22 protein-coding genes are annotated in these 24,970 nt (G+C 51.2%); 5 read left to right on the top strand and 17 right to left on the bottom strand.

All coding sequences use genetic code 11. The annotated features are described in order from the left end of the window. Positions 1–4: 4 nt before the first annotated feature. Positions 5–1,021, bottom strand: a complete 1,017-nt coding sequence (locus tag IEY24_RS25860; RefSeq protein WP_188937861.1) for a phage tail protein — start codon at positions 1,019–1,021, stop codon at positions 5–7. Between the two features lie 28 nt (positions 1,022–1,049). Continuing rightward, complete coding sequence (locus tag IEY24_RS25855; RefSeq protein ID WP_188937855.1) at positions 1,050–1,565, bottom strand: phage tail protein; 516 nt, start codon at positions 1,563–1,565, stop codon at positions 1,050–1,052. Positions 1,566–1,751: 186 nt separating this feature from the next. Here IEY24_RS25855 and IEY24_RS25850 point away from each other — a divergent pair, with 186 nt between their 5' ends. Beyond that, positions 1,752–2,111 (top strand): hypothetical protein, encoded by a 360-nt coding sequence (locus IEY24_RS25850; protein ID WP_188937852.1) that lies wholly within the window; start codon positions 1,752–1,754, stop codon positions 2,109–2,111. 56 nt (positions 2,112–2,167) lie between these two features. On the opposite strand, the gene IEY24_RS25845 is transcribed toward IEY24_RS25850, so the two are convergent. From IEY24_RS25845 to IEY24_RS25825, 5 genes are all read right to left on the bottom strand, one after another. Then, on the bottom strand, positions 2,168–3,688 hold the full coding sequence (locus IEY24_RS25845) for a RagB/SusD family nutrient uptake outer membrane protein (RefSeq protein WP_188937850.1): 1,521 nt from the start codon (positions 3,686–3,688) through the stop codon (positions 2,168–2,170). A 19-nt stretch (positions 3,689–3,707) separates the two neighbouring features. Continuing rightward, a complete protein-coding gene (locus tag IEY24_RS25840; RefSeq protein WP_188938396.1) occupies positions 3,708–7,052 on the bottom strand; it encodes a TonB-dependent receptor in 3,345 nt (1,114 codons plus the stop codon). Between the two features lie 174 nt (positions 7,053–7,226). Then, a complete protein-coding gene (locus IEY24_RS25835) occupies positions 7,227–8,366 on the bottom strand; it encodes a FecR family protein (RefSeq protein ID WP_188937848.1) in 1,140 nt (379 codons plus the stop codon). A 101-nt stretch (positions 8,367–8,467) separates the two neighbouring features. Further along, on the bottom strand, positions 8,468–9,085 hold the full coding sequence (locus IEY24_RS25830) for an RNA polymerase sigma factor (protein ID WP_188937847.1): 618 nt from the start codon (positions 9,083–9,085) through the stop codon (positions 8,468–8,470). Between the two features lie 135 nt (positions 9,086–9,220). Further along, positions 9,221–9,751, bottom strand: a complete 531-nt coding sequence (locus IEY24_RS25825) for a hypothetical protein (protein WP_188937846.1) — start codon at positions 9,749–9,751, stop codon at positions 9,221–9,223. A gap of 339 nt (positions 9,752–10,090) precedes the next feature. Here IEY24_RS25825 and IEY24_RS25820 point away from each other — a divergent pair, with 339 nt between their 5' ends. After that, complete coding sequence (locus IEY24_RS25820; RefSeq protein WP_188937845.1) at positions 10,091–11,182, top strand: T9SS type A sorting domain-containing protein; 1,092 nt, start codon at positions 10,091–10,093, stop codon at positions 11,180–11,182. Positions 11,183–11,266: 84 nt separating this feature from the next. Here IEY24_RS25820 and IEY24_RS25815 read toward each other — a convergent pair whose 3' ends face one another. The 9 genes from IEY24_RS25815 to IEY24_RS25775 form a co-directional block, all read right to left on the bottom strand. After that, positions 11,267–12,241, bottom strand: a complete 975-nt coding sequence (locus IEY24_RS25815; protein WP_188937844.1) for an ABC transporter permease — start codon at positions 12,239–12,241, stop codon at positions 11,267–11,269. 58 nt (positions 12,242–12,299) lie between these two features. Further along, positions 12,300–13,820, bottom strand: a complete 1,521-nt coding sequence (locus IEY24_RS25810; RefSeq protein ID WP_188937843.1) for a sugar ABC transporter ATP-binding protein — start codon at positions 13,818–13,820, stop codon at positions 12,300–12,302. Then, positions 13,817–14,434, bottom strand: coding sequence for a DUF2291 domain-containing protein (locus tag IEY24_RS25805; protein ID WP_188937841.1), 618 nt, complete (start codon positions 14,432–14,434; stop codon positions 13,817–13,819). Before IEY24_RS25805 ends, IEY24_RS25810 begins: the two co-directional genes overlap by 4 nt. A gap of 2 nt (positions 14,435–14,436) precedes the next feature. Further along, entirely contained in the window at positions 14,437–15,393 is a 957-nt protein-coding gene (locus IEY24_RS25800) for a D-ribose ABC transporter substrate-binding protein (protein WP_188937839.1), read from the bottom strand. A gap of 54 nt (positions 15,394–15,447) precedes the next feature. Then, entirely contained in the window at positions 15,448–16,872 is a 1,425-nt protein-coding gene (locus IEY24_RS25795) for a DUF1593 domain-containing protein (protein ID WP_229223156.1), read from the bottom strand. 87 nt (positions 16,873–16,959) lie between these two features. Next, on the bottom strand, positions 16,960–17,934 hold the full coding sequence (locus tag IEY24_RS25790; RefSeq protein WP_188937837.1) for a transketolase family protein: 975 nt from the start codon (positions 17,932–17,934) through the stop codon (positions 16,960–16,962). Positions 17,935–17,957: 23 nt separating this feature from the next. Next, entirely contained in the window at positions 17,958–18,785 is an 828-nt protein-coding gene (locus IEY24_RS25785; RefSeq protein ID WP_188937835.1) for a transketolase, read from the bottom strand. 56 nt (positions 18,786–18,841) lie between these two features. Next, positions 18,842–20,302 carry an L-fucose/L-arabinose isomerase family protein gene (locus tag IEY24_RS25780; protein WP_229223154.1) on the bottom strand — a complete coding sequence of 487 codons (1,461 nt, stop codon included), beginning with the start codon at positions 20,300–20,302 and terminating at the stop codon, positions 18,842–18,844. 56 nt (positions 20,303–20,358) lie between these two features. Next, entirely contained in the window at positions 20,359–21,126 is a 768-nt protein-coding gene (locus IEY24_RS25775; RefSeq protein ID WP_090156563.1) for a DeoR/GlpR family DNA-binding transcription regulator, read from the bottom strand. A 236-nt stretch (positions 21,127–21,362) separates the two neighbouring features. Between IEY24_RS25775 and IEY24_RS25770 the strand changes: the two genes are divergently transcribed. From IEY24_RS25770 to IEY24_RS25760, 3 genes are all read left to right on the top strand, one after another. Next, entirely contained in the window at positions 21,363–22,154 is a 792-nt protein-coding gene (locus IEY24_RS25770; RefSeq protein ID WP_229223152.1) for a 3-keto-disaccharide hydrolase, read from the top strand. 91 nt (positions 22,155–22,245) lie between these two features. After that, a complete protein-coding gene (locus IEY24_RS25765; protein WP_188937831.1) occupies positions 22,246–22,551 on the top strand; it encodes a type II toxin-antitoxin system HigB family toxin in 306 nt (101 codons plus the stop codon). Positions 22,552–22,553: 2 nt separating this feature from the next. Further along, a complete protein-coding gene (locus tag IEY24_RS25760; RefSeq protein ID WP_188937828.1) occupies positions 22,554–22,931 on the top strand; it encodes a helix-turn-helix domain-containing protein in 378 nt (125 codons plus the stop codon). Between the two features lie 4 nt (positions 22,932–22,935). Here IEY24_RS25760 and IEY24_RS25755 read toward each other — a convergent pair whose 3' ends face one another. Then, positions 22,936–24,957 carry an aceric acid hydrolase gene (locus IEY24_RS25755; protein ID WP_188937825.1) on the bottom strand — a complete coding sequence of 674 codons (2,022 nt, stop codon included), beginning with the start codon at positions 24,955–24,957 and terminating at the stop codon, positions 22,936–22,938. Positions 24,958–24,970 lie beyond the last annotated feature (13 nt).

Here is a 24,970-nt window from a genome sequence, read left to right as displayed (position 1 = left end):
AGAATCAGGGGCGCTGAGGGTAAAAGCCAGCGCGCACGATCAGATATTGAATTGCCTGAAAGGGCATCATGTTGTTATGCGGCTGATCGCCGCCGACTTCCCCCAGGGCAGTTCGGTTCATGGGCGCGCCCGCGCCCTTTTGGCTGGCAAAGCATTTGACCGGCGGGCGGTTATCGTCGTTGGCCCATACCTGCCCTTCGGGACTTTGCACATTGCCGTTGATACTGGCCACGGCCGGGTGATAGTGCACCGGCATTTGGTCGGGTGTCAGTGTTACCGTCGTTACGCCCGCAGCCTGACCGAGCTGGTATTCCGTCAGTCCGAAATCGTGTCGGCCCGTTGCGAAACATACCGGCGCCCTCCCCCGCAAATCGGGCAATGCGAAAGTTGTTTTACCATCACCGCCATAGGACGAGCCTAGGAGAGAAAATAACGCCGTATGACTTGCTATGGGCAACACGCGGCCATCACAGGGAACACAATCTTCCGATTCCAGTTTTCCAGGAAACAGCTTGATGCTTCCAAGGTATCCACCGAAGTTCCCACTCGGAAAGATTCCCTCGGTAGCGATAGCATAGTTGATAGCCTGGTAGGGCGACATGTTATCGTGCCCCTTGCCATAACCGACCAGCACGAGGGCAGCAACGCTCATGAGTGCATTACTTTCCTTGGTATACCCTGAATCGGCAGGCCAATAATGTCCCTCAGGCGTGGAACTATCCCGGTTAATAGTACTCGCAACAGCCTGGTGCGTGTGCCTTGGCATTTCATTCTCCGTAAGGGGGTGCCTCTCCTCGCCGCCCTGGGCGAAATAGGGATAAGCCGGGCCATTGCCAATCGTCACACGTTCACGAAGGTCCGGTAGTTTAAAAGTATTTCCATCACCGCCGTAGGTGTTACCGATCAAGTGGTAGAGTGCAAGATTAGTGGCAACAGGCAAGGACCTGCCGTCACAGGGAAGCCATCCTCTGGGGACAAATGGAAAGGCAAATGCCCTGATCTCGGAAAGATAATTATCCATTGGAATCTTAGTTTAAGGTTAGTAATAGTCAGGATTTACTCGGAAACACTCCCCCAATTGCGATGATATAGGACATCGCAAGAATCGGCATCCTGTTTTCATGCGGGACGCTGCTACCCACCTTCTCCACGCTGTCCAAGCCCAGCTTAGAACTGATGTCTCCTTTGTCTGAACCGTACCGGCGTCCTCCCGCCGGCGCGGCCGACCAGAAAGCATTTGTAGCGTCTTTCGTGTTCGCAATACCAGAAGTGCTGCATGCCGGCGTATGCGAGTGCCTCGGCAATTCATCCAGCTTCAACTGGATTGTTTCCATACCGGCTTTTTGCCCGATAGGAAAGAGCTCGCTCTGCCCCAGTGCAACGCGCGAGCGTAAATCCGGCAATGCAAAGTTGGTCACCCCGTCTCCGCCGTAGGTGGTCCCGAGGAGAACAAAAAGAACCTCGTAGTCTTTAATCAATAAAAGGCTACCATCGCAAAAGAGCCAGCCAATGGGAGCAAAATTTCCGGCAAATAACTTGATTTCACCGATATAAGATTCGTCCATATAATTTGAAAATAAAGGTGGTTTGGGATTGACGGACAAATAAAGGATCGGATGTCAACGAAGACCAAAAAAGACGCGTCACAAAAACGTCACAATTATCAAAATAGAGTTACAACGGCACAAAAAACCCGCCCTGAATCATTCCAGGACGGGTTTTGTTCATTATGCAAAGAAATTTTGAAAACTATGCCAATCCCTGAACGCTCCCCCTACATACGCGTACTCCCAGGCACGGATACGCTTGACATTATCCTCAAAAACACGCACTTTCCCGACAACCTGCTTTCAGAAAACGTCGAATGCCATTTAAGGTGGGAAGAAGGCTCTCCGGTTTTGGTATTCCAGTTCAAACAGGCCGCCTACGATTTCAGCGAACCGCTCCTCGCCTCCGACTTGAAAAACAGCGAACGCGGCTGGCTGCAACAGCCTGCGATAACGGTACGGCTGTTGCTCGCTGATAGTGTCATCGCCGACAAGATTTCACAACGAACATTTTCAATATCTGAACACGAAACCGACGGGATCAGAAAGGCATTCGACTCATAAGGGCGGTGCCGTTCGGAGTTGTCAGGTGTTGTCAAGCAAGGCCTGGCATTGCAAAATTAATACCCCGGATTCTGCGGCGCCAGGTTTGGATTTACCTGCAACTCGACCCGTGGCAGCGGCATGAGATAGTCCCGGGTAGCGCTGAATGTCTCGTGCGGTTCGAGCGAATTGGGCCCTTTGAATACCTTTTCTCCCAAGTTGCGGCGCTTGATGTCGTACCAGCGTTTGTATTCGAAGGCAAGTTCAAGACGGCGGTCGTCGAGGATCAGGTCTATCAACGCATCCTTCGCCAATCCGGCTTTCACGTCTTCCGGGAAAGTCGTCTGCCTGCCGGCCCAGTTTCTGGCGCGTGCCCTAATCTGGTTGATATACCCCAGCGCTTCGGCATTCGGGCCGTTCACTTCCACGGATGCTTCGGCGGCGATGAGCAGGATGTCGGCGTAGCGCATCGCGGCATAGTTGTGATCGGAATCGCGGCCTTCGGAATTGGAATTACCTGCAAAACGGGCGTACTTGGCAATATGCGGGCGTTTAGTATTCGTGAATTCGGTGTAGGGAACAAGCTTTCCGCCAATCAGGAGCGAATCCTCGAAACTAACCTCCTTGCGGTAATCGCGGTTATCCCACGTGCTGTATACTTTCATCGACGGTACGATCACACTCCATCCGCTGCGTGGCGCGTCGCCTCCGCGTACGCCGGTCATGGGTGCCATAATGTCGTCGTTAGCCCCGCCTTCGCCCGTTTTCATCCCGAGAAAATCAATGTCGAAAATATGCTCCTTCATATTCGGGGCTTGGGGTGCCTTGAATAGCGTTTGAAAGTCCGCTTCCAGCCCATAACCAAACTTGTCTTTGTTATCGATCACCCATTTCGCTTCGGTGTAGGCCTTCTGGTATTGCCCCATCGTGAGATGCACCGACGCCAGATAGGAAGCGGCCGTTCCCTTCGTAGCCCGGCTGCGTACCTCCGACGGCTGCTTGTCGGGCAGCCATTGTTTGGCAAATTCCAGGTCCGCGATAATGCTGGCATAAACCGTAGCCGCAGGCGTTTTGGAAATCGACTTGACGGACTCCGGATTGCTGATAAAATAGTCGATGTAAGGAATATCGCCGAACACCTGCACGAGGTGGAAATACGCGAATGCGCGTATGAAACGGGCCTCGGCAATGAGCGGATTGGCCGTAGCTTCCGGCAAATTCAGCCCCTGCGCGCCGAAAATGGCCGCATTTGTCCCGCTGATGACCTGATACCACACCGGCCAGAACTGGTTGACCATGTTGTTGTTGTCATCCATATTGAAATCGTTAACCTGCTGGCGTTCGGCCGGCGTACCGCGGTCGCCAATGTCCTCCATATCGCTTCGGAGCATCAGCGCTGACACAAACTGCCGACCGTAGAGTCGTTCGGTGGCCATCCAGCCGTATGCACCCATGATGGCCGTTTCCACATCCTTGGAAGTCCTGAACAGCGACTCCGGTGCAAGCAGGCCCACGGGCTTTTCGTCCAGGTCCGCGCAGCCCAGCAGCAGCGAAACCGCCGCGGTAAGGAATATTGATCTATTGAATAAATGTTTCATGTTCTGTCCGTTTAATGCTTTAAAAGCCCAGGTTCAGGCCGATGGTGTAGGATTTAGCGTTCGGGTAGCTGCCGTAATCGAGTCCCAGGTTACGGTTGCTGTCGGTGTTACCATCCGATGAATAGTTTACCTCGGGGTCGTAGCCTTTGTATTTGGTGAAAGTCAGGATATTCTGGGCGCTGGCATAGACGCGCAGTTTGCTGATTTTCAGCTTTTCAAGCACCGGTTTCGGGAAATTATAACCTACTGCGAGGTTTTTCATCCTCACAAAACTACCATCCTTGACCCACCTCGTCGATACCCTGCGCGTGCGGCCGACCGTCGCTTTGGGCACGTTCGTATTCGTATTCGTCGGCGTCCAGCGGTTCAATGCCTCGGTAGTCGCATTGTTGATCGCCGAGAGCAGGTTGAGCTCCATCAATGTATAGCTCAGCAGATCGTTGCCTTTCGAAGCCTGGAAGAAAACATTCAGGTCAAATCCTTTCCAGCTGAAATCGTTGTTCATGCCCCAGGTGAATTTCGGGTGCGGATTACCGATAATAGTGCGGTCGTCGCTGTTCAGCAGGCCGTCAGGCTCGCCGGTAAGCTGGCCGTTTGTGTTCTTTTTACCATTAATATCCCGGAATTTCTCACCACCTGCCACCACCTCGAAACCGCCGCCAGGGATAAAACTGTCGCCTTCCTGATATACGCCGTCATAGATCCAGCCGTAAAAACTGCCCACCGGATAGCCTTCGCGCAGAACCTGTGTTTGTCCCATCCCCACCATATGCCCCGGTGCGGAGCCATAAAGAATGTCCGTTCCCGCGGGTAGTTTTAGGATTTTATTGCGGTTTATAGAAAAATTGAGATCCGTGCTCCATTTGAAAGCACCGACCAGATTGCGTGTGTTCAGCGTGAATTCAAAGCCTTTATTTTCAACTTCGCCGATGTTCTGCAACTGGTTGGTATAACCTGAATATTGAGGCAGTTGGACACTGAAAAGCAGGTCTTTGGTCACACGCCGGTAATAGTCGGCTACAAGGTTGATGCGGTTGCTGAACAAACTCACATCCGCGCCGAGGTCAAACTGGTGCGTCGTTTCCCAGGTAAGATCGTCGTTAGCGACGGTCGTAGGGCGAACGGCATTCACCGGCGTGCCGTTGATGACCGAGTAGACGTTCGAGAAGCGGGCCATCGTCTGATAAGGCTCGATGGCCTGGTTGCCTGTCAACCCGTAGCTCACGCGCCATTTCCATTGACTGATCGCCGCAATGTGTTGCATAAACGGCTCGCTCGACATTTTCCACGCAAATGCGCCCGAAGGGAACGTCGCCCATTTGTGATTTTTGCTAAAATTCGAAGAACCGTCCTGGCGGATATTGGCAGTGAAAAGGTATTTATCTGCCAGAGAATAGGTTAGCCGGGCATAGTAGGAAGCCAGCACCCATTCGGTGAGCCCGGAGTTCGGGCTTTGCCATACCGACGAGCCGCCCAGGTTCCAGTAAGAAACCGCATCGGTAATGAACGACTGCCCCGAGCCGCCCCAGTTTTCGCTCGACGATTTCTGATAGGAATACCCCGCCATCACCGAAAAATCGTGCAATGCACCGATCTTTTTGTTGTAGGTCAAATAGTTCTCGTTCAGCAGCAATGTGCTTTTCGAGCCATTCACCGTCGCCGCGCCGCCCACATTGCGCCCGTCGTTCAAAGTGGTTGGCGTAAATGTGCCTGTGCGGCCACTGTTAGTGGTTGCTCCCAGGGTAATTCTGAATTTCAGGTCTTGGAGGATGTTGTATTCTGCATAAAGATTCCCCTGAATACGATCGGCGAGCGATTCGTTTTCGAGCTGCGTAGCAATCGCATAAGGGTTATCGATCGGATCGCTGAGCCGCCCCACCGTAAACCGGCCGTTGGCGTCGCGGATCGGCTGGTCGGGTTCGAATTTCAAGGCCGCCGACATCACGCCGGGCGTAAGGCCTCCCGAGCCCTCCTGCGTACGCGACTGCTGGCGCGATACGCGCTGCGCAAACAGGTTCAGCCCCAGTTTCAGCCTTTTGGTTGCATTAATGTCGATATTGCTCGTCACCGAATACCGCTTGTACCCGGAATTCAGAATAATGCCTTTCTGGTCATAATAGGCACCTGATACATAGTATTTCACCGCCTCGCTGCCGCCTGCTACCGACAGTTGGTGGTTTTGAATGCCGCCGCGACGGAAGATCTCATCCTGCCAGTCGGTATCGGCGCCTTGCGAAACGATCGTGGGGCGCGCCTCCTTTACATAGTCGAGGAACTGCGTCGCATTGAGCAAATCGAGGCGATTGATCTCCTTCTGGCTGGAAAACGAAGTATTGAAATCGATGCGCGGTTTACCCGCCGTACCTTTTTTGGTGGTTACCATGATCACGCCGTTGGCGCCGCGCGATCCGTAAATGGCTGTCGCCGAGGCATCTTTCAGGATTTCGATCGATTCTATATCCTCCGGCGGAGGCAACGTGCCGCCGACGAAGCCGTCGACAACATAAATCGGGTCGCTGCTGGCATTAATGGAAGTCCCGCCCCGGATCCGCACCTTGAACGACGAGCCCGGCTCACCGTTGTTGGCCTGTATCTGCACCCCGGCGGCACGGCCCTGCAGGGCCTGCACGGTCCCTAGCGCGGGATAGGCGGTCAATTCCTGTGATTTGACTGACGCCACCGAACCGGTAACATCGCTCTTTTTGACGGTACCATAACCCACTACCAGCACCTCTTCAAGCGATTTCTGATCGGTTTTAAGACTGATATGGATCTCCGTCCGGCCACCTGCCTGAACCTCCTGCGGCTCGTACCCTACAAAGCTGTAAATGAGCACTGTATTAGCATTTTCAACCGTCAGTATGTAGTTCCCTCCGGCGTCCGTGGACGTGCCCGTTTGTGTACCCTTTACGAGGATATTCACACCCGGTAACGGTTCCCTGGTTTCCGAGTCTGTCACCCGGCCTTTAATGGTAATTTCAGCGCCGACCTGCCAGCCGCTTTTTACGGAAGCCTCAGGCTCGCCGGAGCTCCATTTGGGTGTTTCCGCCGGACGGATGACGATGTTCTTCCCCGAAACTTCGTAAGTAAGCCCCAGCGGCACCAGAAACTCTTCCAATACCTTCGAAAGCTCCTGGTTCGATTGCTGGATCGTCACCTTCCGCCCCGATTGTATCATTTTAGAACTGAATATAAACCGGACACCGGCCTGCTTTTCAATCTCGTGCAGGACTTTCTTCACTTCCAGGTCCTGCGCTTGCAGGCTGATGCGCTTGTTGAGCAGTTCCTGCGCATGCACGTCCGCCGCGAGCGCATTCCCGACCAGCCAAACCGACATTATCAATTGCGCGACGCTTATCCGCATAAGAACTAACCATTTACGATGGAACTGTACCGGTATTTTCATAAATTTGAACGGTTTTGTTAATTGAAACTTGGCAAAATCTTCCTCCTCATCCCATTTACATAGGATGTGACGGTCTGCTAACCACTGAGGATATCCGAGCCGGCCATGTTGGCGCATGGGCCGGCTTTTTCTTTAGTTATTTCTGCAACCTTTTCCCTCCACGACGATCCGCCCGTCGATGCTCTTATAGCTGGCGTCTACGGCCTTGCAAATCAGGTCCAGCTTCTCGTACAGCGACATTTCGGTAAGCGTGGCCGTAACCGGGCACTCGTCCATAATGTTCTTGTCATAAATAATTTCGATGCCGTAAGCGCTCTGCAATGCACTGAATACGGCCGACACAGGCGCTTCGTCAAACTCAAAATGGGGAGCGGCACCGGCGTTGGCAACAACTTCCGGCTCGGGGACGAGGCTTTTCGTGATTTTGACGGTTTTCCGTACAAAAACCACCTGTTGGTTCGGTTCGATTACCACGCCTGTAAGCTCGCGGGAGCTTTGCTTCTCTGTCGCGTCGGGATCTTCCCTCGAGAAAACGGCCACTTTGCCCGTTTTTACAGCCACCGAAACCTCCCGCTCGTTGGTATAGGATCTTATGGTAAAACTTGTACCCAATACTTTGGTTACCAACTCATTGGCATACACAAAAAAAGGTCTGGAAGGATCTTTGGCAATATCGAAAAACGCTTTTCCGGAAAGAAACACCTCTCGCCGGGCACCGGTGTGCCGGGCACCGCCGTGCCGGGAGCTGCTGAAATGTGCGGGATAACTCATTTTGCTCCCGGGATCGAGGGTAATGCGGCTGCCGTCTTCAAGGGGGACGGTCAGCGGATGGGCGGTCTTGTTTACGGTTTCGCGCATCTCGACGTTCGCAGCAGCAACAAGTTGGTCATAACCGATTGCTTTCGGCTGATGACGCAACCAGAATATCCATGCTAACCCTGCCAGCAACACCAGCATCGCTGCGATTCGCGCCGGCCGACCTGCGTACCAGGGCAAATGCAGGCTTTCGACGACCTCCGGGCCTCTCACTTCCAGCCGCTCCACGATCCGCTCCAAAGCTTTCCTTTTTTCAGGACTGCTTAATGACGCGTTGGCCGGACGAATGGAAAGGACCAGCTGGCGTGCGCGCTCCACCGTTTCGCGTTTGTCGGGGTTGGCGTCGAGCCAGCTTTGCCAGGTCTCATCCTCCTCGCGTGTAGGGCTCAGCACCCAGCTGCGGAACGGTTTATCCCAGACAAACTCCCCCAAACTGAAATCGCGGTAATGGTCCATGTTCAAAATTTAGCTTTTCAAACACCATTAGACCATCACCGGACGACGATACTGTATTTTTTTGATTTTTTTTAAAATTTTTTAAATGCGGCATTTCAAATTCAAAACGGCAGGGTCAGGGCCAGCGAGACGATGGCTTTCCAGTGCGATTTGATAAACTTGAATGCCTCTTGCAGGAGATTGGAAACGGACTGAGGCTGAATGTCCATTACCATTGCAATCTCCTCACGTTCCATATCATTATAAAAACGAAGGAAGACAGCCTCTTTTTGCCGTTTGGGGAGTTCATTGAGCATTTCGGTCATACGGGAGGCTACCAGCCGGTCATTTTCGGATTCTATCAATTGGTACTCGACACTGAATTCGATATCGAAAACAATATCTGATTCATTGTAGTAATCCATGCAATCCATCCGCAGGCGCGACGCAAGGCGGTGCAGGCGGCGGCGTAGCGACGCCAGCAGGTAAGGTTTAGGCGGAATTTCCGGATTTAACGCGTTGCGCTTTTCCCAGACACTCAGAAAAACATCCTGAATGCAGTCCTTGATCAGCTCGCGGTCGCTGTTAAACTTCGTCCCATAGTGAAAAAGCAGGTCATAGGTACGATCAATAAGGTGTTCATAAGCGGTGACATCCCCCGCCAGCATTTCCCGCCACAGTTTCTGCTCTTCTTCGAAATACAAGTCCGGACGGAGTCCCGGACGGGTTAAGGCCTTCATGAAGACGGATGAATTTTAGACAGGTTCGAGAACAAAAAGCAACCCGGACTGCTTTCTTACTACCATACATTTCATTAAATCATGGAACAATTATACTTACTCAACTAACGCCAACCCTATACGCCGGCACCGTTCTTACGATTTAAACATCGGCAGCGGATTGAGAGGATGGCGCAAAAAATTAGCGCTGATCTTTTTTATCAAAAACCAATGAAACCCGGCATTCGGGAACTTCCGGCGCAGGCGACGAAGCATTTGTGCGTTGGCACCGAATGTGAGCAGGCCTAGTGACACGTCGGTCCAGTCTGCTTTCCGAAAGGTTTCGACCGTTACTGAAAATGTACCGCGATAGGCCCTGATCTTGTGGTGCCAATAAATCATAGCTGTGATTTCGGCAACACCCGCGCCGCCTTGTGTGGTATTCAGGTAATGCTCAGCTTGCTCGATGGATGGCGGAAGGTAGTCGATCGTGTGGGCCGTCCAGATCCCGATGTCGTGAAATACGGCTGCAATGGCATATTTGTGGCGGTTTGCAGGGTCGGTATCGCGCATCACACAAGTTTCGAAAACCCGGTGAACGTGATTGGAATACTTTTCAAGGTCGGCCCCGATTTCCTGTCTGAAACGTTCCAGGAGCTCGCCGATCAGCGGTTCGTGATCTCGCATCGCATTAAAATTGAGTGAATGCGATAATTTACGGATAATCGCGGTAATGGCATGAACTCCGGTGCTATTCGAAAATCTGTTTAGGTTTTGAAGGACTATTTCCGACTGCGATATGCAGCGAATCGGAGCCGAAATGCGTCTGCTAAGCAAGCAGTGACATACCAAAGGATTCAATGGTCATCTTGTGCGCAACAAGGATAAATCTGCCCTTTTGATACTTGATAAAAATAAGTTAAGTTGCAATAAGTTACAACACTATACAATTCAGTTACAAGACATTCCATATCATTTCCAGATCTGCAAGCCCTGTAAAAAATCTAAATCCAACAATAGCCAACCATGAAGACAAATCTATTTCTATTCGGCATTCTCATCATTTCTGCAATCGCCAGCCATGCACAAAACATCCAGGGAGGTCTTCGTCACGGCGGCACGTCCAGCCAGGTCATTTTTGTGATCAAAAACAATGGATCGACCACCATTACGGGAAACCTCACAGGGATAAAGTACACCCTCAGTTTCGGCAGTGGTAAGACCCCGATCAGAAGGAAATTCTTACCTACCTATCCCGACCCGAAAGACGTCATCAAGGATAATTCGTATTACAATTTTGGTGTAAAAAACATGCAAACATGGACCGGAAGTTTGCCCATCTCCCTCGCTCCGGGGGCCACGCTGGATCTGGTCGAATTTGAACTTTACGACGCGCAATGGGGGATCGGCGGGAATTCGAATATCGCCCTGATCGGAGGAGAAATCGAGGCATATCATGAGTGGTCAGTTAAGGTAAATGGTGTAGAAGCGGCTGATCAGGTCAACAGGTTTTTTAGTCCCGAACCCAGCGTAAACGTGTCTAATGATGCAACGCGAAGCTTATTATACATTCAATTGTTTGTCTTACCGCTCCCTGTGGTTTTGAAATCTTTCTCCGCTTCGAAAGAATTGAATCAGACCGTCTTGAATTGGGCTACCACCGAGGAATCCAATAGCCGACACTTCGAAATACAAAGAAGTCCGGATGCAAAACAGTGGTCTGCCATCGGAATTGTGACCTCGGAAGGCGAAAGCAAAGAGCTGAACAACTATACATTAGTCGATCCCACTCCGTTCGCCGGATCAAACTACTACCGGCTCAAAATGGTGGACAACGACGACTCATTCGCTTACAGTAAAATTGAGGTTGTCAACTTCCCCGAATTTTCGCAGGCCTGGCCCAATCCTACGTCGGGGGTGATCCATCTTTCACCGACTGTCGGCCGCAAAATCAAGGCAGCGCAACTTTGGGATATGTCGGGAAAACTGGTAAAAAGTTTCGAGCTATCGGCTGATAATACGGTCCATGTCGGCTCCACTGCCGGAGGGCTCTACCTGATGAAAATTTTACAAGACGACAACAGCCAGGTCACATCCAAGATTGTAGTTAACAAATAAAATCTGTGCTATTCGCTCCCGTGCTGAAAATCCGTTGATGATGGTAAAATTCAGCCGGGAGTGCATAGACTCGATCAATCAAGTCTATTCATTCTTCGAATTCGACTTATCAATAATCACCGCCAGCAAAATCACCAGCCCCTTCACCACCTGCTGCCAGAACGGCGATACATTCAAAAGGACCAAACCGTTGTTCAAAACCCCAATGATAATCGCTCCCTGCACGGTGCCGAGAATGCTCCCGCGTCCGCCCGAAAGCGAGGTGCCACCGATAACGACGGCCGCGATCGAATCCAGTTCATAGCTGATACCCGCGTTGGGTTGGGCGGAATCGAGGCGCGATGTGACCATGATCCCCCCCACCGCCGCGAGCGCTCCGGCAATAGTATACACGATTATTTTGACCTTGTTGACATTGATGCCCGACAACCGCGAGGCACTTTCATTGCCTCCAATGGCGTAAATGTAACGGCCAATGCGGGTTTTATCGGTAAGAAAAACGGCGAGCGCCACCACCACGATAGAAATCCAGACCGGCACCGGAATACCCAGAAACCAGCCCGTACCGATAAACAGAAACGTATCTCCCAGCCCGCTGATCGGGAAACCACCCGTCCAGAGCATGGTAAGGCCCCTCGCGACAGTAAGCATGGCCAACGTAGCCACAAAAGGCGGCACGTTGAACTTGGTGATGGCCCACCCATTGAATGCGCCCAACGCCGAGCCGGAAAGCGCGCCCGCAAGAATTGCGCCCAACACTGTAAAGCCGATAAACAGATTTTGGCCCGGTAACTCAATACCATTTTTAAGCAAACCAGCCGTAATGGCCCCGCATAATGCTAGTACCGAGCCAACGGATAAGTCAATCCCAGCAGTTAACACGATCAAAGTCATCCCCACCGAAATGCAGATATTGACCGAAATCTGCCGCATGACGTTCCAAAGGTTCGAAAACGTCAGAAACTTGTCCGACAGAATGCTTAATGCGAGGCACAGCAGGAACAGCGCGATGAGCGACTGGAACTTGGCAAGGTTTTTTGGGCTGTATGCAATAGGCATTAGGCTGTATACTTATGTTGAATGTTTGTGTTTACTGCGTCGTAAAAGTGCTTACAGCCTACTGCATAGCACTTATAGCCTTTTTCAAAATCCCATCCTCCGACGCTTCGCTTGCCAGAAACTCGCCCGTCAGACGCCCCTCCGCCATTACGAGGATGCGGTCGGAAATGGCCAGAATTTCGGGGAGTTCGGAAGACACCATTAAAATACCCAAACCTTCGTCGGCAAGCCTGATAATGAGTTTGTAAATCTCCGTTTTGGCATTGATGTCGATGCCGCGCGTCGGTTCGTCGAGCAAGAGCACTTTCGGGCGCGTCGCCAGCCATTTGGCGAGCACGATCTTTTGCTGGTTGCCTCCGCTGAGGTTTTTAGCCTTCTGTTCTTTCGTTGGCGTTTTAATGCGTAACTCACTGATATAGTGATCAGCCAACTCGCATTCTTTCGAGTCGTTGAGCGTGCCCAGCTGCTCCATTTCCTGCAATGTGGTGAGGCTGATATTGTTTTTCACTCCAAGGCCGAGCACGAGACCGTCTTTCTTCCGGTCCTCGGGTACGAGCGCGAGCCCGGCTGCGATGGCACGTGCGGGAGAATCGCAACAAATGGATTGTCCGCCGAGCAGCACCTGCCCGCTAGAACGTGCCGGATGGAGGCCGAAAATGGTTTCAAGCAACTCGGTACGTCCTGCACCCATTAGTCCGAAAAGACCTACAATTTCCCCTTTACCTATATTAAAAGAAACATTGCTCAGCACATTCCCCGCTTTCAACCGGCTTTTTAGGCTCAGGTTCTTCACTTCCAGCAACGGTTCGCACACGCCGCGGTCAGTGGTTTTACGCATAACCTCAATTTTCCGCCCCACCATTTTACTGATCAGCTGATCCTGGGTCATGCCCGCCATTTCGCCGGATTCGATACTTTTACCATCCCGCAGCACCACGTAATTATCGGCAATGCGGAAGAGCTCGTCGAGCTTGTGCGAAACATACACAACGGCTTTGTTTTGGGACTTAAGATCGGCGACAATATCGAAAAGGACTTCCACTTCCGCGCCCGTAATAGCGGAGGTCGGCTCATCCATGATGATCAGTTCCGCGTCGGTAAGCAGCGCTTTGGCGATTTCGACGATCTGCTGCTGCCCTACCTTGAGCTTAAAAACCTGCGAATCGGGATTGACTTTCAGCTTCAACCGGTCGAGCAATTCCTGCGTGCGCTTACGCATGCGGCTTTTGTCCATTGTGCCATACTGGGTCACGAGTTCGCGGCCCAGGAAAATATTTTCAGCAATGGTCAAATAGGGAATCAGGTTCAGTTCCTGGTGGATGATCGCCACACCGTGCTGCTGCGCGTCTTTCGGGTCCGAGAACCGCGCTGGTTCTCCTTTGTAATAAAATTCCCCTTCAAAATCCAGGTAAACGCCCGACAAGATCTTCATCAATGTCGATTTTCCCGCCCCGTTTTCGCCGATCAGAGCCGTAACCTTGCCCGCTTCGATCGACAGTGAGACTTCGTCCAGCGCAACCACACCCGGAAACCGCTTCGTAACCTTCTTCACTTCCAACAATGTCGCTGTTTCCGTCATGGCTTTTCGATTTGGAGACTTACGGGAATAACTTCAATGTCATTCACCTGCAAATGCTCGCGGTTCAGTTCGATCGCGCCGTGAAATACCACGCGATCACCTTTTTTTACTTTGGATTTGAATGCCCGCACCACCTTTTCGCGGATCAGCTTGTTGATCTCGGCCGATACGTTATTAAAATCCATGGAATTTGTAAATGCATTAATATCGATAGCGCCCGAAGCATCGCGGACCGCATTGCCGAAAATGTATTCGGTAGCAATGCGCGCTTCATTCCCGCCCACTTCCAACCTCACCTCATTCTCCTCCACATCGCTTACAACACCTGCTCCTTTTACGAGGAAATAACGGATGTTACCAATGCCCAACGCGTGTGAATGCGCACTGAATGCTTTTTCCTTGTCGGTTTTCAAAAGTGTGGTCAATGCGTTCAGGTCCACGGCTTTGGAAAGGCCCGGCGTTAGCTTTTTTTGCCAGAAATCCCTGGCATAACGGGCGGCGTCGAATGACGTGGTGCCGGCCCTCACTTCATCCAGCTTTTTAAAATACACCGAATTATAAGCCAGTAATGCAATCACCGCCACGTAAATCAGGTATCGGATCGGTTTAGGCATAGCTATTCTTTTTCGCCGTAAGCGGCATAATTTTCGACATTATCCTTTTTCACCAACTCCACAGCCACCGGCATTTTGCCCGGAAAATCACGTTTTCCTTTGAAGTACTCGTCGGCAAAAGTGGCTGCCGTCTGCGCCATTACCTCCGGAAACTGCATGCCTGTTGCCAATATCTTCCCGTCCTGAATAGATTTCACCACATCCTCGGCACCATCGAAGCCAAATACCTTCACGCGATCGGCCTTTCCGGAAGCAACCAATGCCTGGTAAGCGCCCATGGCCATGGCGTCGTTGCCGCAGAATACCCCATCGATATCCGGATGCGCTTGCAGGATCGATTCCATCACTTCCATGGCCTTGTTACGGTCGAAATCGGCACTTTGCTGTGCGACCATTTTTAAACCCGGATAGAAATCCACCACGCTGTGAAAGCCCTTCGAACGGTTCCAGGTGTTGTTATCGCCTACCATCCCGAGGATTTCGACGTATTTACCTTTCTTGTTTAATGTCTCGACGAAATACTTCCCGATAGCCACGCAGCCGGAATAGCTGTCGGACAGGATCTGCGAAGTAGCAGCGCCATTGGCATTCACCTCCCGGTCCATGCAAAACACCGGTACGCCCGCTGCTACTGCATTCTTCACATTCACAATGGATCCGTCGGCATCGGTAGGATTGAATAGAATGGCGTCGTAGCCCGACGCAATCGCATTGTCGAAATGGTCGGTTTCCTGGGCGGTATTGTTTTGGGAATCAAATATTTTGGATTCATAACCCAGCTGCTTCGCTTTCGCTTCGGCTTTTTGAGCGAGGAAAACGAACCAAGGGTTGTTTAGGGTCGACACGACGATCGCGATCTTCTTCGGCTCGTCTTCGGATTTTTTTGTTTTACAACCTGTAAATCCAAGCCCGAACAGGATACTAAAAAGTGCTATCCGGTAATGTATGCTGATTTTCATGCTTCAATGGGTTTAGACGGCTGCACTTACTGGCCCCCGGCCAGGGGCGCCCGGCTAGGGGTACACGGTCACGATCACGCGCTGGTAACGCGTCAGCGCGGGCGAGCCATTGTCAGTAACGGCCAGTACCACGTGAATGGTCTCCGGTTTTTCCACCTTTGGAGCCACAAAAGACGTCTGCGCAGCCTTTATATCTTTAATGCCGAGGGATTCTTTGATATTGTAACTACCCGGCTCCGGGTAATAGATCCACTCGTAGGCTAATGCGTTGCCATCCGGGTCCTGCGAACCTTCCGCACTCAGCTGCACGGTTTCACCCACTTTGGCATGAATGCGCGTACCGCCTTTCACGACGGCTTTTGGCGGATGATTAGCCTCTTTGTAAGGCTTGATCGTCCAATCCATCCGCGCTGCGAAATCGTACTGAAATGCTTCGCGCCAACGCCAGAGCGTCGCTTTGTTGCTGGTATGGTAGGCACCGTCCACGCCTTTCACCTCGTCCATCGCGTCGGTATAGATCGGACGGGTTTCGGGTTCATAAAAATATTTGAGTGTACGCGGCGTGTAAAGTTCGTACCGCCCGCCCCAGCCGCCGTACTCGGGGTGCTCGGGATCGTTTAAGCCATTATCAATCAATCCTAAAAAAGAAGGTGTATCGCCCTCCATCAGGAATTTGGTAAATGGATATTCCTTGCCCATCGGGCCGTGGCTGCGTACGTGCTCGTCGAGCCAGGGGTTGTCTACTATTTCAAAGTTAGCGCCTGCAAAACGGCCGTGAAACTTGTCACCGCTGATGCCCGACCAGGTGGCATAGTGGTAAGCGCCCGCCGCGTGATAGCCGGGGCTGCCCACGTAAAACAATTCCGGAAAATTCTTACGGATCCACGGACCTGTATCGTCCTGATCCGAAATAGTATACATTCTTATTTTAGACACAAACTTCTTAACGTCTTCTGGCGAACGGGTCATTTTGACCTTCCAAAGTGCCTGTGCCAAGCAGTTGGCACCGCCCCAGACGGGAATCCATACCGGCCGATCGTCTTTTTTATCTACTACTTTGATAATCCATTCAGAACCTTCCGAATCTTTGCCCTTGCCTATTGCATTCAGGCCAAAATCGGGATAGGCGCTCTTAGTAATACTTATCAGATAGTCTGCCTCAGGATAACCTTTTTCGTGCAAAAGCAGGTTCGGACGCACTTTGCGGTAGGCTTCTATGAGCTGTTTGATTTTTTCCGGTGCCACCCGTTTTTGCTGGTGAATGGAGGTCGTGGCCACGAGGCCCTCGATGTCCCATTGATTGGAATAGGTCAAAAACCGGATCATCGACTGGGTGTCGTCCGGCTCGTTCTCAATGTCTGTCAGTACCAGCACGCGGTGTTTGGGCGTGTTCACGCCGGGCGCTTCCTGTGCACACGCGACGCGGCCGGCTGCAAGAAGCAGCACGGTAGCACAGCACATTTGTCTTATCAGTTTCATAAATTTTGACCAAATAACCCTATTTGAAAAATACCTGATGCTACAACGACTAATTAACCGACCGTTTACACTTACACGGACTGTTGCTTACCTGACAAGGCCAAGTGCCGCGGCGGCGATGCCTCCTTCCGAAATGCCGTAATGGTTGAAAATTTCTGTTTGAGAGCCGGTAACGGTGTATTCATCGGGAATACCCATGATCTTGAACCGGTTATGGAAGTTATGCTGAATCAAAAACGAAGCGCAAGCCTCACCAAGCCCCCCGTAAATGCTATGCTCTTCTACTGTAAGAACAGGCTGGCCGGCAGCAGCGATATTTTGCAAAAGATCGTAATCCAGCGGCTTGATCGTGTGCATGCTCACCACCGCGGCGGAGACATTGTACTCGCGTTCGAGCTTTTCGGCAGCCAGTAATGCAGGTGCCACCGTTTCGCCTGTTCCGATAATGGTAATGTCGCTTCCCTCTCGCACGATGCGCCCTTTCCCGAACCCGAAAGTCTTTTCATCCTCGGAAAGCAAAGGCATCTGTTTCTTGCCAAAGCGGATATACACCGGAATATTGCTTTCCGCAGCCAGCAAAATGGCTTGCTCCGTTTCGAAATTATCTGCCGGAGCTACTACTATAATGTTGTTAATGGTGCGCAAAACGGCAAAATCGTGCAAGCTGTGGTGCGTGGAGCCCAATGCGCCATAGCTCACGCCGGCACTGATACCGATCAGCTTCACCGGGTTGTTGGAGTAGGCCACATCGTTTTTGATCTGTTCCAACGCGCGGGCCGTCAGGAAACAGGCGGGAGAAACGGCAAAAACCTTTTTACCTGCCGAAGCCAAACCTGCCGAAACGCCCACGAGGTTTTGCTCGGCAATGCCTACCTCGATGATCTGCTCGGGAAATTTTTGCCCGAACGGCACCAGTTTTCCAGAACCGCGCGAATCGCTCGTTACCACGATAATGTCCCTGTCGGTTTGGGCGAGGTGCTGCAATGTGCCTGAAAAAACTTCCAGGTTAGCACGCTGGCTCACAGCAATGTTCTCGATAGTCGCATCCAATATTTCTTGCATTTAAATTGGTTATCGGGAGTGGCTCAGGAAAGTGTTTCTTCCAGAAGGTCCAGTTCCTGTATCGCATCGGCATACTGCTTTGGATCGGGTACGCCGTGGTGCCATTTCAATTGGTTTTCCATATAACTCACACCCTTGCCCTTCACGGTGTGCGCGATAATCAGGCTTGGCTTGCCTTTTTCAAAGGGTAATGCATCAAATGCCGCCATAAGCGCTCCCATATCGTGCCCATCCACATTCCGCACGGCCCATCCGAATGCTTCAAATTTCTCGTCGACAGGATCGGTATTACACACGGCACTGGTTGGGCCGCTGATTTGCAAGGTGTTTTTATCCAGAATAGCGCAAAGGTTGTCGAGCTTGTAATGCGCTGCCGACAATGCAGCCTCCCAGTTGGACCCTTCGGGCAGTTCCCCGTCGCCCAGGACGGTGAACACGCGGTAATCGCGCTTGTCGAGCTTGCCCGCGATCGCCGTCCCCACGCTGAGCGAAAGTCCGTGGCCCAATGCACCGGTATTTTGTTCCACGCCATGCACTTTGCGGGTAGGGTGGCCTATGTAATGCGATTGGTATTTGCACAAAGTATCCAGATCCGATTCCGGGAAAAAGCCCCGGGAGGCGAGCACCACATACAACGCTTCCACCGTGTGTCCCTTGCTTTGAATATACCGGTCGCGGTCGGGCGAGTCGAAATGGTCGGCGTCGACATGCATCGTGTAATTGTAGAGCACATTCAAAATATCGATACACGACAGGCTGCCGCCGGTATGCCCTGCTTTGGCCTGGTAGATATATTTGAGTATTTTCTTACGGTATTCCACCGATTTCTGCGTCAGTTCCTTTTCCGACATGACTTTTAGCATTAGTCCGGCATTGCCGGTATTTGTAATTCCGATAGTTCAGGGTTTCAGTTTTGCGAAACGAGTTCGCGGTCGGGCATGCGGGTGGGGTTCGGTTGCTGCGTGGGTTCGTCGAACACCTGCACTTCCCACCCCATATAGTTGCCCAAAGCTTCTTTCAATATGCCCGCCGTTTTGGATGCATTCATCACCACATGGTGTTCGAAACCATTGCGGCAGATGTATTGCATGAGGTTTTGCAGGTTCGGAATCTCGGCCACGGCACGGTTACCGAATGTTTTCAGCGAATCGTCTGTCAGCCTACCCTCGCCTATGTACGCCTTCATTACGCCGCGCGGGTCGTCCGTGCTGATGCGCCCGTACGTGAGCGGCATTGCGGGCGTGCGGCCAGCCAATGCACCCCAGGTATTCTCCTCTCCCACCGATGTGCCCAGAATCGGCGCCGTCGCGATTTCGATATCCGGCAAGAACGATTTTGCCCAGTTACCGCAGTGGAAAAGCACGCATTTGTTATCGTCGTTGGCGTAGTTGTTATTCCAATCCACCAGCGCGCTCGGCGAGCCCGAGGCCAGTTGCAATGCATACATACTTAATGTACCCGTCACATCCACCTCACAGCCGCTCGGCATCATATTTTCGCTCATCATGCTCATGCTCGTGCATACATTACAGCCATAATTCTGCTGCACCGAAGTCCAGCATTGAATGGCCGTTGCATCCAGTGCATTCGCCTCTATAAAATCTCCCAAAACCACGTCCAGCTTCGCCATTTGGATCAATGCTTCATCAGGCGTGCGACCCCGCGAGGCATAGGAAGTGATTTTATCTAAACGCTCCTTCACTTTCAAATCCTGCGCGTGAAGCTTGTTGGCATTACCCAAAATCTCCGACAAATCGACCGTAACAACCGAAATACCGTTGCGCTGCAAAATTTTCTCGCTGTAACGCACCGTGTTGAACCCGCCGGGGCGAGCACCGATAGCCCCTATGCGCACATTACGCAGACCCTTGGTCACCCGGCAAACCGCCACGAAATCATTCAGATCTTTAATAAATGAAGGATCGGTCGGATGCACGACGTGTTTTGTGGTGAGCGTGTATTTAATACCAAATTGATACAAATTATTACAGGCGGAAATCTTCCCGCACCACGAATCGCGGCGACGGGCTACATCCAGCTTGTCGAGGTCGTCGGGATAGCCCTGAACCAGCACGGGCACATTCAGATCGGCGAGTTTCAACGTTTCGGCGATACCCCGCTCATCTCCAAAATTGGGCAACACTACCAGCACGCCAATGATCTCATCCCGGTGTGCCCGGAATAATGCCGCACATTTGTGCGCGTCCTGAAACGTCTCGACACCACCCAGCTTCGTAGCCTCGGTGTCGAGCATAATGCCATTGATATTTAATTTTTTAAGTAAATCAACAATCTCCACCCGCGCCTCGGCCACCAGCCGGTCCGGAAAGAAATCCCTGTTACCAATAATGACTCCGATACTTTTCATATTCATGGTATGTATTAAAATCCGCTCCGTCCTTGCCTTCTTCCTTCCCCGGAAACCTACTCCGCGATGATCAATTCAATCTCATTATCATGAAACAACTGCTGATGCTTCTCCTCGATTCCCGCGTCGGTGATGATGTAATCGATCAACGACAGCGCCCCGAGGCTCGCGAATGCGCTTTTTCCTACTTTCGTAGAATCCGCAACCAGGTAAGTCGTATCCGCTGCGTCGATCATCGCTTTTTTTACAACCAGGTCGGCGATACTCGGGTACGTAAGCCCTGCTTTCAGCGACAAGCCTGCCGTGGCGAGGAACAACTTCTGCACATTCAGGCCTTTGAAAAAATCAGCGGCTTTCTGACCCGTCAGCGACAAGGTAGGCGGCTTAAACTCGCCTCCGGTCATGATCACCTCGATGCCCGTTTCGGCTCCGAGGATTAATGCGATATTCAGCGCATTGGTAATCACCGTCAGGTGCTTATTACTGCCCCGCAGCTTCTTCGCAATCTCCGTCGTGGTAGAGCCCGAATCGAGGATGATCGTATCGCCATTGGAAATAAATTCCAGGCATTTGGCGGCGATCAGCTCCTTTTTATCGAGATTCTCCTGATTGGCCAGCGAAAAATTGCGGACCTGATCTTCGACATTCTTCAAAAACGCCCCGCCGTGTTCCTTGATCACGAGGCCGTCTTTTTCGAGTTTGTCCAAATCCTGACGGATCGTTACCTCGGTTACTTTAAAGAGCCTGGCGAGATCGATCACCTTCGCCGAGCCATCTTCTTTTAACAATTCAAGTATTTTCTCTCTTCTCTGATTTGCCAGCATTGTATCAACTTTTGTTTTTTACCTAAAAATAGATGGAAAAGAAACAATTCGTCACATACCGACAAAAAATAAACCTATTCACAGCTCAAATAGAACACCTAAACTTATTAAAAGCAAATTTACGTAAATAAAAGAAAATAAAAAGAGAAAATTGAAAATAATAGTGAGTTATTGTGCTACTATTTCTTTGTATATCAACAACAGTCTGATTTATGCTTCATTTTGCTATTCCAATCATGCCACACAAATACGCTATAAAGTACCTGTTCACCGGGGCACTTGTACTGGGGATCAACGCTCTGGTCACCGGCCAATCCGGAAAGGAAGACAAATTACCCCCGCCTTCCGCGACCGAAGACTGGTCGTTCAAACCAGCGCTCGTGACGCCGGGCGAAACCTACGCGCAGCCGCCCTCCGATGCCATCGTGCTATACAGCGGCCAAACAGACCTCCCCAAATGGGAGCATCCCGATGGCTCGCCCGTCAAATGGAAAACAGACGGCGAGGCGATTACCATCGTCCCAAAAGCCACCGACATTCGGACGAAGCAGAGGTTCGGCAACATGCAGCTTCACCTCGAATGGCGCACGCCCGACCCGTCCGAAGACAAGGATTTCAACCGTGGCAACAGCGGCGTGCTCATCATGGGCCTCTATGAATTGCAGATTTACGAATCCTGGAACTACAACACCAAAATTTACTACAACGGCCAAGCCGGTAGCGTCTACAAACAGCATGCCCCGCTGGTGAACGCCGCCAGAAAACCTCAAACCTGGCAGACCTACGACGTGATCTTCGAAGCCCCCGTCTTCCGCGCGGACAAGACGGTTGAGAAACCTGCCTACATGACGGTTTTTCACAATAATGTGTTGATTTTAAACCATGTAGAATTGAAAGGACCGATGGTGTATCAGGGTTATCCTAAATACAAATTCCACGACTCAAAGCTGCCTTTGCAATTGCAGGAACACGGGAGCCGGGTAAGTTTTCGGAATATTTGGGTTAGGGAGTTGCAGGGCCGGCCGTAGGATAACGGATCAGGGCGGTTCGGGTAATAGATTTCATTTGATAGAACAGTGCATCAGATATTATGGGCTCTGATCATTTCATCAAACAATCATGGTCATACTCACTAGGTCTATCCTTAACCGATATTCTGCAAAATATCCCAACGCCCGTAAATCACTCGATCAATGGTATGATATAGTAAAAAACGCTGATTGGTCGTGCCCAAATGATGTAAGAAGATTCTTTAATTCGGCTGACTATGTCGGCAATCACAGATTTGTCTTTAATATCTCCGGCAACGACCACCGGCTAATTACAGTTGTTCATTTTCGCGTACGAACACTTTATATTGTATTTTTAGGAACCCATTCCGAATATGACAGAATAGACGCTTCCATTGTTAGATATAAAAGATAGTTATGGAAAACGATCAAATCATTTACAAAACAGAAGCGGAGTACGACTCTGCAATGGATGAAATCTACGAATTGATGAACCGTGGCGAAGACAATCTAACAGAAGATGAGACAAATAAGCTGCGAGCGATGGCGATTGCCGCCGAGAAATATGAAGAAATTCACTTCCCATTTCCGCCTCCTTTAACTATTCCCGAAATGGTGGAGCAAAAACGCTTTGAACTCAATTTGACCACAACAGGTCTTGCCGATTTGCTGGGATTGGGGAAGGAAAGACTCTCCCAAATCCTGAATGGCCGACGGGAACCAGATGTCACGTTCTTAAAAGCAGTTTACCACAAGCTAGGTATTGACCCCGGTGTTTTGCTGGATAATGCATAAGCTACTACCTTACCAGTGGCAGCCAAACCGACATATCCCCATGCCCCCGGTTCCCCCAGGCATAATAAGGCACCAGTCGCACGGGAATGGTTTTGGGCGCCTCGGCTGATACTTCGCGGTACAACTTTTTGCTCCAATCCGAATTATCAACCAGCACCGCATCGCCCTGCAAGCTCATAATCGGGCTATTTTCGATGGTTAAAAGCGACGGTTTGAAGTTATTTTTAACGCCGATCGCTACATCAAAGATCGTTTTACCTTGGGGCAGATCAATGGATTCCACACAATAAACGACCGGGCCACGCTTTACGGCGACCTGGTTACGGGTTTCCTCTACCAACGGATTGGATTCGATCAGTTTGACGGGCATATCGAGTGTTAATTCAATCTTATCGCCTGATTTCCAAGCTCTCCGAAGCTCAGCATAACTTCCCGAAGCCAGTTTAACAGTTTCCTTTTTACCATTAACCACCAAACCCGCATTGCTGCACCAGCCCGGAATGCGGAAAAATAATGACACCGCTTCTTTTGGTGCTTCTTCAAGCGTTATAGAGATTTTGCCATTCCACGGATAATCAGTGGTTTGTGTCAGGCGCAGCTGGCCCCCTTTAATCGCTGTTTGAAACTTATTTCCTCCATACAAATTAAAGAAAACACCAGCGTCCGAAAGACTGTAAGCATACTGGCTAACCTCGGCGACCGTACGCACCGCATTGGGCGGGCAGCAGTTGGATTTCGAAATGTAGGCCTGCCGGTCCTTCTCCCAGCGTTGCTTGAACGGCAATGCGTCGGAATAGGCCAAGGGATTGGTATATAAAAACTTGTCACCTTTGAGATTAATGCCGGAGAGCACGCTATTGTATAGTGCAAGTTCCACGATATCAGCATATTTGGCTTCGCCTGTGATTTGGAGCATGCGCCAGTTCCATAGGACATTGCCGATGTTCGCGCAGGTTTCGTTGTGGGCGGTGAAGTTGGGCAACTGGTAGTCCCGTCCATATGCCTGATGGATCTTCTGGACCTCGTCGGGCTTGTAGGAGGTACCATCGGGTGAAACCCCGTCGTACAGTGCGCCACACCCGCCGGTGACGTACATCTTGTGTTGGGTAACGTCGTCCCACATGGCGTGCAGCTGCGCGAGCAGCGCCTCGTCGCCGGTTTCTGCGTACACATCCGCTACGCCTGCGTACAGGTAATTGGCCCGCACAGCGTGGCCCATCACTTTGGTTTGTTTCAAAAACGGAATGCGGTCCTGGTTGTCGTCGGTGCCTTCGGTGGCGCCTTTAATGGCGATCAGGTGCTTTACCAAGGTCAAATACTTTTCGTCGTGCGTGGTGCGGTAGAGCTCCGAGAGGCCCATGTAATGTGCCGGACAAATGGCGTTACGGCTTTGCTCGGGGGTGGCCGCATTATAGAAGGTTATCAGAAAATCGGCCGCCTTTTTGGCCACATCCAACATCGTGGTTTTGCCCGTGGCGCGGTAATGCACGCACGCGGCGGTCATGAGGTGGCCAAAGTTGTAGGCTTCGAAACTGAGGCGATCGGCGAACATTTTGCCCTCCCCCTGCTGCTTTTGCTCTATAATGGCTTTGGTATAAATGTACCCGTCCGCTCTTTGCGCTTTGGCGATCACCCCGATGGTTTTGTCCATCAGCCCGTCCAGTTTCGGGTCTTTCGTGGCCGCGTACAGGCTGGCTACTGCTTCAAATGTTTTGTAAAAATCGCCGTCGTGAAAAGACGGTCCTTTAAAATTGCCGGGTTCGAGGCCCGCTGCGATCTCGAAATTGCGGAAGGAATGGCTGAGGTTCGGGTCGGTATAGATTTTCCAGAGCTGCGGCACCATCGTTTCGCGGCATACTTTGAAACGATCGGCCCAGAAGCCCTGCGTCCATTGCACGGCGGTCATGTCTGCGCCGTGGAGTTTCACGAATTTACTTTGCGAGGTATTCACAAGCGCCTTTTCCTGAGCAAATGCATGGAAGCTCAGCCCTATCGAAAGTGCAATAATGGTTTTAGTAGTTTTCATATTTTCAAAAATC

Source organism: Dyadobacter endophyticus, assembly GCF_014641595.1.
Taxonomy (GTDB): domain Bacteria; phylum Bacteroidota; class Bacteroidia; order Cytophagales; family Spirosomataceae; genus Dyadobacter; species Dyadobacter endophyticus.
The sequence above is the reverse complement of the archived record's forward strand: the minus strand, read 5'-3'. Positions and strand labels throughout refer to the sequence as shown.

Coding starts and splice junctions, on each gene's coding strand:
- IEY24_RS25825 (WP_188937846.1), bottom strand. CDS start 9,751: ATGCGAGATCACGAACCGCTGATCGGCGAGCTCCTGGAACGTTTCAGA.
- IEY24_RS25755 (WP_188937825.1), bottom strand. CDS start 24,957: ATGAAAACTACTAAAACCATTATTGCACTTTCGATAGGGCTGAGCTTC.
- IEY24_RS25780 (WP_229223154.1), bottom strand. CDS start 20,302: ATGAAAAGTATCGGAGTCATTATTGGTAACAGGGATTTCTTTCCGGAC.
- IEY24_RS25840 (WP_188938396.1), bottom strand. CDS start 7,052: ATGCGGATAAGCGTCGCGCAATTGATAATGTCGGTTTGGCTGGTCGGG.
- IEY24_RS25845 (WP_188937850.1), bottom strand. CDS start 3,688: ATGAAACATTTATTCAATAGATCAATATTCCTTACCGCGGCGGTTTCG.
- IEY24_RS25800 (WP_188937839.1), bottom strand. CDS start 15,393: ATGAAAATCAGCATACATTACCGGATAGCACTTTTTAGTATCCTGTTC.
- IEY24_RS25775 (WP_090156563.1), bottom strand. CDS start 21,126: ATGCTGGCAAATCAGAGAAGAGAGAAAATACTTGAATTGTTAAAAGAA.
- IEY24_RS25805 (WP_188937841.1), bottom strand. CDS start 14,434: ATGCCTAAACCGATCCGATACCTGATTTACGTGGCGGTGATTGCATTA.
- IEY24_RS25835 (WP_188937848.1), bottom strand. CDS start 8,366: ATGGACCATTACCGCGATTTCAGTTTGGGGGAGTTTGTCTGGGATAAA.
- IEY24_RS25860 (WP_188937861.1), bottom strand. CDS start 1,021: ATGGATAATTATCTTTCCGAGATCAGGGCATTTGCCTTTCCATTTGTC.
- IEY24_RS25785 (WP_188937835.1), bottom strand. CDS start 18,785: ATGTCGGAAAAGGAACTGACGCAGAAATCGGTGGAATACCGTAAGAAA.
- IEY24_RS25810 (WP_188937843.1), bottom strand. CDS start 13,820: ATGACGGAAACAGCGACATTGTTGGAAGTGAAGAAGGTTACGAAGCGG.
- IEY24_RS25830 (WP_188937847.1), bottom strand. CDS start 9,085: ATGAAGGCCTTAACCCGTCCGGGACTCCGTCCGGACTTGTATTTCGAA.
- IEY24_RS25815 (WP_188937844.1), bottom strand. CDS start 12,241: ATGCCTATTGCATACAGCCCAAAAAACCTTGCCAAGTTCCAGTCGCTC.
- IEY24_RS25855 (WP_188937855.1), bottom strand. CDS start 1,565: ATGGACGAATCTTATATCGGTGAAATCAAGTTATTTGCCGGAAATTTT.
- IEY24_RS25760 (WP_188937828.1), top strand. CDS start 22,554: ATGGAAAACGATCAAATCATTTACAAAACAGAAGCGGAGTACGACTCT.
- IEY24_RS25850 (WP_188937852.1), top strand. CDS start 1,752: ATGCCAATCCCTGAACGCTCCCCCTACATACGCGTACTCCCAGGCACG.
- IEY24_RS25770 (WP_229223152.1), top strand. CDS start 21,363: ATGCCACACAAATACGCTATAAAGTACCTGTTCACCGGGGCACTTGTA.
- IEY24_RS25765 (WP_188937831.1), top strand. CDS start 22,246: ATGGTCATACTCACTAGGTCTATCCTTAACCGATATTCTGCAAAATAT.
- IEY24_RS25790 (WP_188937837.1), bottom strand. CDS start 17,934: ATGCAAGAAATATTGGATGCGACTATCGAGAACATTGCTGTGAGCCAG.
- IEY24_RS25795 (WP_229223156.1), bottom strand. CDS start 16,872: ATGAAACTGATAAGACAAATGTGCTGTGCTACCGTGCTGCTTCTTGCA.
- IEY24_RS25820 (WP_188937845.1), top strand. CDS start 10,091: ATGAAGACAAATCTATTTCTATTCGGCATTCTCATCATTTCTGCAATC.